Consider the following 8,927-nt stretch of genomic DNA (forward strand, 5'->3'; position numbering starts at 1 on the left):
TCCGCATCCAGTTCTTTAAATATTTCGGGAAATCCCTTTTTCATAACGGCACGCAGCCCGTTGACGTTCCAGGAGATAAATTTCATAGTACAGTCCTTTCTTTTACAGAACGGTGTGATTTGATATAATACCAAGTATATTTATATTACCATAAGATGTGGTGAATAGTAAGCCTTAAACGGCTTATATAACCGTGTCGAAACGAGATGAAAGGATTGTGGAAAGCGTGTCTGTACATCCTTTGGCGGGACAACGGGTGAGAGCCTGTGATTATCCCGATTTAGAAGAAATAAAAGAAGCTTATAATAAAACGATTCCCTGCATGGATGAACCGGCTCAACGGGTTTCCTTCGGCACATCGGGACATCGCGGTAAAGCTACGGACGGAAGCTTTACGGCTTTACACGTAGGCTCGGTTGTTCAGGCTATCTGCAATTTGCGTCAAAGCTTCGGAGCTTCCGGTCCCGTATTTGTAGGGGCGGATACGCACTATTTGTCCCAACTGGCTTATCAAACGACCTTGAATGTCTTGGCTTACAATCAGATTGCGGCCTGCACGGATTGCGAAGGCGATTTTGTACCGACACCGTCCGTATCGCGTGCCGTTCTTCGTTATAATGAAAACCGTTCGGAAAAGCGGGGTGACGGTATTATCATAACGCCGTCTCATAATCCGCCGGACTGTGGCGGTATTAAGTACAATCCCGTAAGCGGCGGGCCGGCGAACAGTACGATTACAAAGGCCGTAGAAAAAGAAGCAAACCGCTTGCTGGAAACCGGGTATACTTTGCCGGAAGCGGAAAAACGCCAGGGGGGAAGTTGCATTCCTTATGACTATAAAGGGCTGTATGTAGAGGAACTGTCTCAGGTTATCGATATGGAATCCATAGCCCGGGCGGATCTGCATATTCTGGTCAATGCTCTCGGCGGCTCGGGTATGAATTATTGGCATGCCGTATGCGAAAAGTATCATATTAAGGCCGACTTTATTAATGACAGTTATGATCCGCGGTTCACCTTCATGACTTATGATGCCGACGGTAAGGTGCGTATGGATTGTTCATCACCTTATGTCATGGCCGGCGTCATCAAAGACGGTCGTTCATACGACCTGGTGTTGGCTAATGATCCCGATTATGATCGGTTCGGTGTCGTCTGCGGTCCGGAAGGAATGATCGGAGCCAATGCCTTTTTGACGGCTTGCGCTCATTATTTGGGAACACATCGTGACTTTGCCAAAACGGGTATCGGTAAAACCATCGTAACCACAGAGTTACTGAAAGTTGTTGCCGAAGGACTCCGTGCCAATGTATATGAAGTCCCCGTAGGGTTTAAATACTTTGCCGACCTCTTGTATGAAGAGAAGGTCTTTTTTGCCGGAGAGGAGAGTGCCGGCGCTTCGTTTGTAAAGCGTGACGGCAGTGTATGGACGACGGATAAAGACGGCATCATTATGTGTCTCTTGGCAGCGGAAATAAAGGCCGTTACGGGCTTGTCTCCTCTTTCTTATTATGAAAAAGTTTGTAAACGATTGGGTCGATCTACTTATACGAAACGGTGTGATACGGCCGTATCGAAAGAAGAAAAAATACGTATTGCCGCTTTGGACAAGTCCGATATCGGGGTTGTCAAGTTGGGTGACGCAACTATTACGGACATTGAGACCCGATCTGCTTACGAAAATCTTTCTATAGGCGGTATTAAAATCAGTACGGCTGACGGTTGGATCGCCGCACGGCCTTCGGGAACGGAAGATTTATACAAGCTATACAGTGAAAGTTACCGATCCGATGAAGAGGCGGAGAGTCTTTTGCAAGAAGGCAAGGTACTTATTGACGAAGCTTTGCGTGACAAGAAATAAAAAGCGGCGGCCTTATGGTATTTTAATAAACACTTGTGTTATAATGACCGTGGACAGAAGTGTATTCTTTGAATGTTCGTTGCTGAAAGCACGGCATTTCAATTATAAAAAGAAAGTAGGCGTGTTCGGTGCTGGCATATTTCGTACCTTTTTTTATCGGTCTGATTGTTTCATACGCGTTGACTCCGGCCGTGAAAAAGCTTGCCGTTCGTGTCGGTGCCGTAGATCGGCCCGAAGCACGTAAGGTGCATACTCATATTATTCCCCGTCTGGGCGGATTGGCCATATTTATCGGATTTATGGCGGCCGTCCTTTTTTCCATGCCCGTATATAAAGAATTTTTAGGCTTTTTATTAGGAGCTACGGCTATTGTGTGCTTGGGGATTTGGGACGACATCAAGAATATACCGGCTAAGGTAAAGCTGACCGGGCAGATTATTGCCGCAGCTATTCCCGTGGCCTTCGGCGTACAGATCGAATGGGTCACCAATCCGTTCGGAACCATTTTAATCATTCCCGAATGGTTGGCCGTACCGGTTACGATTTTTTGGATTGTCGGATTTACCAATACGGTAAATCTTATTGACGGGTTAGACGGCTTGGCGGCAGGGGTATCGGTAATCGCTTCCATTTCCATGTTTTTCATGGCTGTCAGTATGAATCAATATTTGCCGGCTATGATTTTAGTGGCTATGTCGGGAGCTGCCTTGGGATTTTTGCAATATAACTTTAATCCCGCCAAAATATTTATGGGCGATACGGGCAGCATGCTTCTGGGGTATACTATGGCGGTTGTGGCTGTTCTGGGGCTTGTCAAGACGGCGGCAACGGTGGCTCTTATTGTACCTATCATCGCCTTAGGGGTACCTATTTTAGATACTTTGTTTGCTATTGTGCGTCGCAAAATGAGCGGCGTTCCGATATTTCAGCCCGATAAAGGACATTTGCATCACCGTTTACTGGCTTTGGGGATGACTCAGAAACAAGCTGTTCTCAGCATGTACATGGTTAGTGCGATTTTGGGATTTGTTGCGATTTTCGTTGCCAATGTAAGCTATAAGACCGGTATTGTTACGGTTATCGCCGTCTTGGCTATTATTATTTATTCGGCCCGTCGAATCGGTGTGTTACGGCGCTCCGACAACACAAACGGCATGAAAAAATAGAAGGGTATACGTCTAAGGAGGCGCTTTCATGATTAAAGTAATGACCGTATTCGGCACTCGACCGGAAGCCATAAAAATGGCTCCTGTCGTATTGGAACTGAAAAAACATCAGGACGAAATCGAGACGGTCGTGGCCGTAACGGCTCAACATCGACAAATGCTTGATCAAGTGTTGCATTTGTTTAAAATCAAACCCGATTACGATTTGGATATTATGTCGCAGGGGCAGACTCTATACGATATAACCTCGCGGGCGATGAACGGATTAAAAGAGGTTTTGGAAAAAGAAAAGCCCGATCTGGTTCTCGTTCACGGCGATACGACGACGACCTTTGCCGGTGCTTTGGCTTCTTACTACAGTCAGACTGCAGTCGGTCACGTAGAAGCGGGATTGAGGACGGGGGATATATATTCGCCTTTTCCCGAAGAAATGAATCGTAAACTCACAGGAGCCATTGCGTCTTTTCATTTTGCACCGACGGAAACGGCTAAAGCCAATCTTTTACGTGAAGGTGTGAACCCGGAAAAAATATATGTAACAGGAAATACGGTTATTGACGCCTTAATGAAGACCGTTCGTCCCGACTACGAGTTTGATGACGAGAAATTGCGCCAAATCGACTTTGAACAGCATCGAGTTATCTTATTAACCACCCATCGTCGGGAAAATCTAGGGGAGCCGATGCGACATATTTATAAAGCTTTACGTTCGGTCGTACAAGAAACGCCCGATGCGGAAATCGTTTTTCCCGTACATCGCAACCCGCTTGTTCGACAGGTCGTTAACGAAGAACTGGCGGGGGTAGACAGAATCCACCTCATTGAACCGCTTGATTATGAACCCTTTGCCAACCTTATGAGTCGCAGCTATCTGGTGCTGACCGATTCGGGCGGTATTCAGGAAGAAGCTCCGTCTTTGGGAAAACCGGTTCTCGTTTTGAGAAATACGACGGAACGACCGGAAGCGGTAAAAGCGGGAACTGTATCTCTTATCGGTACCAATGTGGATGTCGTATATGAAACGACGAGACGCCTATTGACTGATAAAAAAGCTTATGAAGCCATGAGCAATGCCGTCAACCCCTATGGTGACGGAAGGGCTTCGGAACGGATTGTTCAAGCTGTGCGGTATGTATACAATGAATGCTCCGAACGGCCTGAAGAATTTAAATAAAATGAATAAATATTCAAATCAAATAGTATGATTAAAAGGCGACAAAATGTCGCCTTTTTTAGTGCTCTTTACACTTTTAAACCTTAAGAAAAAAAGGGCTAAGTCCGTTCGGCTTTGTTGCATTTTATCAAATGGAAGAGTAAAATATACATCAGGTACGGGGTCAATCGATGCGGATATAATCATTGATTCTTACCGTATTCACTGTAGTTGCCGTGAGGGGTAAATATTCGTGGGCCAAGCAACGGAAGACCGCAAAAAATCACAAAAAAGAAGCGACGGCATGTCGACATTGCAGCTCGTAGCCGTAGCCGGTTCATTGGGCCTTACTTTATTTGTGAACATTATTGTCGGTATTTTCATTGGACGCTTTGTGGATTCGTATTTTAATACAAGTCCGTTCGGGCTCATGGCATTTGCACTCTTAGGTTCCGTTACCGGGTTTTGGACTTTGTATAAAAAAGCGGGGACTTTGAATGAACGTGGCAAGGAACAGGGGAAATGAAAGGACGACCGGTGGACGTATTTACTTTATATGTTAAAAAAACGGTAATTCGTCTTGCTGTAGGCACCGTACTGGGGGCTATTGCCGCTTGGGCGGTCGGAGCGGGCGAGTATATTTCCGGATGGATCATCGGTAGCCTGGTCAATCTGTTGTATTTCGTAATGCTCAGCAGTCGGTTAGCGAAATCCGCACGTATGCCGGCCGAACAAGCCTTGGTCTTTATCCGCGGCGGCGTAGTAGTGAGGCTGTTGTTGATTATGCTTGTGCTTATCGTTGTACTGCAATTTCCTCAAATCAGGATTTCCTCCTTTGTGGCAGGTGTCATGATGTACAGAGTACTGATTTTCGGTGAACTTTTTGGCAAGGCGTTACAGCGTATTTTGTAGGAAGGGAGGTGCAGCTTATGGAATTACACGCGGGGCATCATACGGTTGTTCAGTTGTTAGGGTTAAATGTCAATATTGACACCTTGATGATGACATGGATTGTTGCCGCCATCGTTATTGTGGTTACACTGTTGGCGACGCGGGGACGTGCCTTGGTACCGAGCGGTATGCAAAACGGCATGGAAATGATTGTTGAAGCCTTACTTGAACAGTTTAAAGAAAACCTGGGACCTAAATACGGTCAGGTTACATCTGTTCTCTTAACCATGTTTTTGTTCATTTTCTTTGCTAATGAATTCGGTCTGTTACCGAATCCGGGTGTATTATCATCACCTACAAATGATTTAAACACGACCGTCGCATTGGCGTTGGTCGCATCGTTTTTGACACATGCGTTGTATATTCGCAATCAGGGTGCCGGAAAGTATTTCAAACATTTCTTCCAGCCTTTTGTATTGTTCTTCCCCATCAACTTAATGGAAGAATTTACAAAACCGTTGACCTTGTCATTCCGTCTTTTCGGTAATATTTTGGCCGGTGAAATTTTGATGGAAGTGCTGTATGAACTGGTACCTGTAGGCGTGCCGCTCATTTGGCTCGTGTTCAGCTTGGTTATCGGTTTAATCCAGGCATTTATCTTTACTATTTTGACAACATCTTATTTAGCTCCGTCGTTCCACGGATCACATTAAATTTTTACATATCTGGGAGGGTTATAACTTATGGAAAAGGCAATTGTTTTGGCATTCTCGGCATTCGGTGCTTGCTTGGGTATTGGTTTGGCAGCTTTGGGCGCGGCTCTTGCCGACGGCAATGCGGCTTCGAAAATGTTGGAAGGTACGGCACGTCAGCCTGAAATGGGCGGCAAGCTCCTTACGAACATGCTTATCTCTATCGGCTTGATTGAATCTATTCCTATTATCGCTGCCGTTATCGCCATTGTATTGGTATTCGCCAATCCGTTTGTAAGTTTACTCTAATTTGAATAAAGAAGTGTTACTTACCGAAACGGGGAGGGAATACCATTGATCAGTATAAACGGTACTTTGCTTTTCCAATTCCTCAACTTCTTTGTTCTGGTCGCTATTTTGGCCAAGTTTGCTTATAAACCGATGTTGAAGGTTCTGGAGGAACGGAGAAACAAGATTTCGTCCGACTTGAACGATGCGGAACAGTCGCGTTTGGCTGCAGAAAAACTGAAAGCCGATTACGAACAACAGTTGCAAACGGCTCAGGAAAAAGCGCAGGCGATTATCGATAAGGCCGTTAAGCAGGCGGAAGCGGAAGGACAGGCGCAACTCGATGCTATCCGTACGCAAATTGCCCGCGAAAAGGAATTGGCACACGCCGAAATCGTCAGTGAACGTGAAGCCGCTCTTCGCGAAATGAGGCAAGAAGTAGTTTCCCTGTCTATGGCTGTGGCAGAAAAATTACTGGAAAAAAATATGGATACGGACATGAACTCCAAATTGATTAAAGAGTGCATGGATCGTATGGATGCGAAACGGATCGCAAGGTAGGCACTTATGATACCTGAATCCGTATACTCAAAATACAGCCAGGCCATGTTTGATATTGCTCAGTCGGATAATTCGCTTGATACCGTACTGGCGGATATGAAAACGGTCCGCACGGTAATGCGTGAAAACGAAGATCTCAGAAAGTTTTTGGGCAATCCTCTGGTTACGGCGAAAGCCAAAAAAGAAACGCTTGAAAAGATTTTTGCTTCTTCCGTTTCATCCATTGTTTGCCGATTTCTCTACGTTATGGTAGACCGTCGTCGGGAAGCGGCAATTACGGAAGCTGTGGAAAACTTTATCGATTTGGCTCGGGCCGCACAGAATATTGAAGTGGCCAAAATACGTGTCATTAAGCCGCTAACAGCGGAAGAAGAAACGGCACTCGTGAAGAAGCTGGAAACTATGACCGGAAAGAAAATCGAACCGATGTACTATACGGACCCGTCTATCTTGGGCGGCGTCGTTATACAAATCGGCGATCAGGTTATTGACGGCAGCTTGAAACGACAAATCCGGAATATGGAACACGCCTTATTGCAAGGCAGTGTAGCAAACGAGGTGACGGACTAGAAATGAACATGAAGCCTGAAGAAATTACGGCTATAATCAGAAAACAAATCGAAGACTATAATGTCGAAACGAATGTGGACGACGTCGGTACGGTCCTTGAAGTCGGTGACGGCATCGCTCATATTTACGGTTTGGATAAGGCCATGTCCGGGGAATTATTGGAATTACCTCACAATGTATATGGCTTAGCCTTAAACTTGGAAGAAGATAATGTCGGCGCCGTATTGCTCGGTGAAGACGACTTGATTAAAGAAGGCGATACGGTTCGTCGTACAGGTCGCGTTATGAGCGTTCCTGTAGGTGACGGTATGATCGGCCGTGTCGTAAATCCCCTGGGGGCTCCTATTGACGGCAAAGGCGACATTCAGACGAAAGAAACGCGTCGTATTGAAGTCCAGGCGTCGGGTATTGCCGACCGCCAACCTGTAAAGGTACCTTTGCAGACAGGGATTAAAGCTATCGACTCGATGGTTCCTATCGGTCGAGGCCAACGTGAATTGATTATCGGTGACCGCGGTACGGGTAAAACGGCTATTGCCATCGATACGATTATCAATCAGAAGGATAGCGGCGTTATTTGTATCTATGTTGCCATCGGTCAGAAGGCATCTACGGTAGCTCGTGTAGTTCGCACTCTCGAAGAACACGGCGCTATGGCGTATACCATTGTCGTTGCCGCAACGGCTTCCGACGGGGCACCGCTTCAATACTTGGCTCCTTATGCCGGCGTATCCATGGGTGAATACTTCATGGCCCAGGGCAAAGATGTACTGTGCGTATATGACGATTTGTCCAAACATGCTCAGGCATACCGTGCCATGTCGTTGTTATTACGTCGTCCGCCCGGACGTGAAGCATACCCCGGCGACGTATTTTATTTACATTCGCGTCTTTTGGAACGTGCTGCCAAGCTGTCCGATGAATTGGGTGGCGGTTCGATTACGGCTTTGCCTATTATCGAAACATTGGCAGGCGACGTTTCGGCTTATATTCCGACAAACGTTATTTCTATTACGGATGGACAGATTTTCTTGGAAACGGAATTATTTAACTCCGGTGTGCGTCCGGCTATTAACGTCGGTCTGTCCGTATCTCGTGTAGGCGGTTCGGCTCAGATTAAAGCCATGAAGAAAATTGCCGGCACCTTGCGTTTGGACTTGGCACAGTATCGTGAATTGGCGGCTTTCGCACAGTTCGGATCCGACCTCGATAAGAGTACGAAGGCTCAAATCGACAGAGGCGAACGGACGATGCAGATGCTCGTACAACCTCAGTACCAGCCGATGGCTGTTGAAGACCAGGTTATGCAGATTTACTTAGCCGTAAAAGGCTATCTCATGCCGATTAAGGTTGAAGACGTTGCGGAATTTGAAGAAAAATTCATCAAGTTCATGCATGCTCAGTATCCCGATGTGGGCAGCCACATTAAAGACACGAAGCAACTCGGTGAAGAAGATGAAGCTATCCTCAAGAAGGCGGTTGAAGAATTTATTAAATTGTTCGGCGCCGACCATGAACTCGTTAAAGAGGAGGAATAGTTTATGCCGAGTGCACGCGAGATAAACAGACGGATTAAGTCCGTAACGAATACTCAACAGATTACGAAGGCCATGAAGATGGTATCTTCCGTACGTCTGCGTCGTGCACAGGATCGCGCTTTGGCAACGGCTCCTTTTACCGATAAAATCGAAGCCATGTTGCGTCGATTGGCAGCTGCCGCAAGCGGTGAAGCCGGTCCCCTGTTT

The 8,927-nt window shown here is 46.3% G+C and carries 11 protein-coding genes and 1 pseudogene; 11 read left to right on the forward strand and 1 reads right to left on the reverse strand.

Annotation, left to right across the window (positions count from 1 at the left end; all coding sequences use genetic code 11):
* Positions 1-86, reverse strand: a pseudogene (locus PGX78_RS04095) (exodeoxyribonuclease III); the annotation flags it as partial.
* A gap of 140 nt (positions 87-226) precedes the next feature.
* Here PGX78_RS04095 and PGX78_RS04100 point away from each other — a divergent pair.
* The 11 genes from PGX78_RS04100 to PGX78_RS04150 all read left to right on the forward strand — a co-directional run.
* Positions 227-1,861, forward strand: coding sequence for an alpha-D-glucose phosphate-specific phosphoglucomutase (locus PGX78_RS04100; protein ID WP_270445504.1), 1,635 nt, complete (start codon positions 227-229; stop codon positions 1,859-1,861).
* 128 nt (positions 1,862-1,989) lie between these two features.
* On the forward strand, positions 1,990-3,027 hold the full coding sequence (locus PGX78_RS04105; protein ID WP_270445505.1) for an MraY family glycosyltransferase: 1,038 nt from the start codon (positions 1,990-1,992) through the stop codon (positions 3,025-3,027).
* Positions 3,028-3,055: 28 nt separating this feature from the next.
* On the forward strand, positions 3,056-4,201 hold the full coding sequence (gene wecB / locus PGX78_RS04110; RefSeq protein WP_006942744.1) for a non-hydrolyzing UDP-N-acetylglucosamine 2-epimerase: 1,146 nt from the start codon (positions 3,056-3,058) through the stop codon (positions 4,199-4,201).
* A 232-nt stretch (positions 4,202-4,433) separates the two neighbouring features.
* A complete protein-coding gene (locus PGX78_RS04115; RefSeq protein ID WP_270445506.1) occupies positions 4,434-4,706 on the forward strand; it encodes an AtpZ/AtpI family protein in 273 nt (90 codons plus the stop codon).
* On the forward strand, positions 4,703-5,092 hold the full coding sequence (locus PGX78_RS04120) for an ATP synthase subunit I (RefSeq protein WP_270445507.1): 390 nt from the start codon (positions 4,703-4,705) through the stop codon (positions 5,090-5,092). Before PGX78_RS04115 ends, PGX78_RS04120 begins: the two co-directional genes overlap by 4 nt.
* Positions 5,093-5,109: 17 nt before the next feature.
* On the forward strand, positions 5,110-5,784 hold the full coding sequence (gene atpB, locus PGX78_RS04125; RefSeq protein WP_006942728.1) for a F0F1 ATP synthase subunit A: 675 nt from the start codon (positions 5,110-5,112) through the stop codon (positions 5,782-5,784).
* A gap of 30 nt (positions 5,785-5,814) precedes the next feature.
* Positions 5,815-6,072 (forward strand): F0F1 ATP synthase subunit C, encoded by a 258-nt coding sequence (gene atpE / locus PGX78_RS04130; protein ID WP_006942727.1) that lies wholly within the window; start codon positions 5,815-5,817, stop codon positions 6,070-6,072.
* A 45-nt stretch (positions 6,073-6,117) separates the two neighbouring features.
* The gene (gene atpF / locus PGX78_RS04135; protein WP_006942726.1) at positions 6,118-6,612 is read left to right on the forward strand and encodes a F0F1 ATP synthase subunit B; all 495 of its coding nucleotides are present in this window, start codon (positions 6,118-6,120) and stop codon (positions 6,610-6,612) included.
* A 6-nt stretch (positions 6,613-6,618) separates the two neighbouring features.
* Entirely contained in the window at positions 6,619-7,182 is a 564-nt protein-coding gene (atpH, locus tag PGX78_RS04140; RefSeq protein ID WP_270445508.1) for an ATP synthase F1 subunit delta, read from the forward strand.
* Positions 7,183-7,184: 2 nt separating this feature from the next.
* Positions 7,185-8,720, forward strand: a complete 1,536-nt coding sequence (gene atpA, locus PGX78_RS04145) for a F0F1 ATP synthase subunit alpha (protein WP_006942722.1) — start codon at positions 7,185-7,187, stop codon at positions 8,718-8,720.
* A gap of 3 nt (positions 8,721-8,723) precedes the next feature.
* Positions 8,724-8,927, forward strand: a 204-nt coding sequence (locus PGX78_RS04150; protein WP_270445509.1) for a F0F1 ATP synthase subunit gamma, incomplete at its 3' end; no start/stop codon positions are given.

Source organism: Megasphaera sp. AF13-6AC (assembly GCF_027685385.1).
GTDB lineage: Bacteria > Bacillota > Negativicutes > Veillonellales > Megasphaeraceae > Megasphaera > Megasphaera micronuciformis.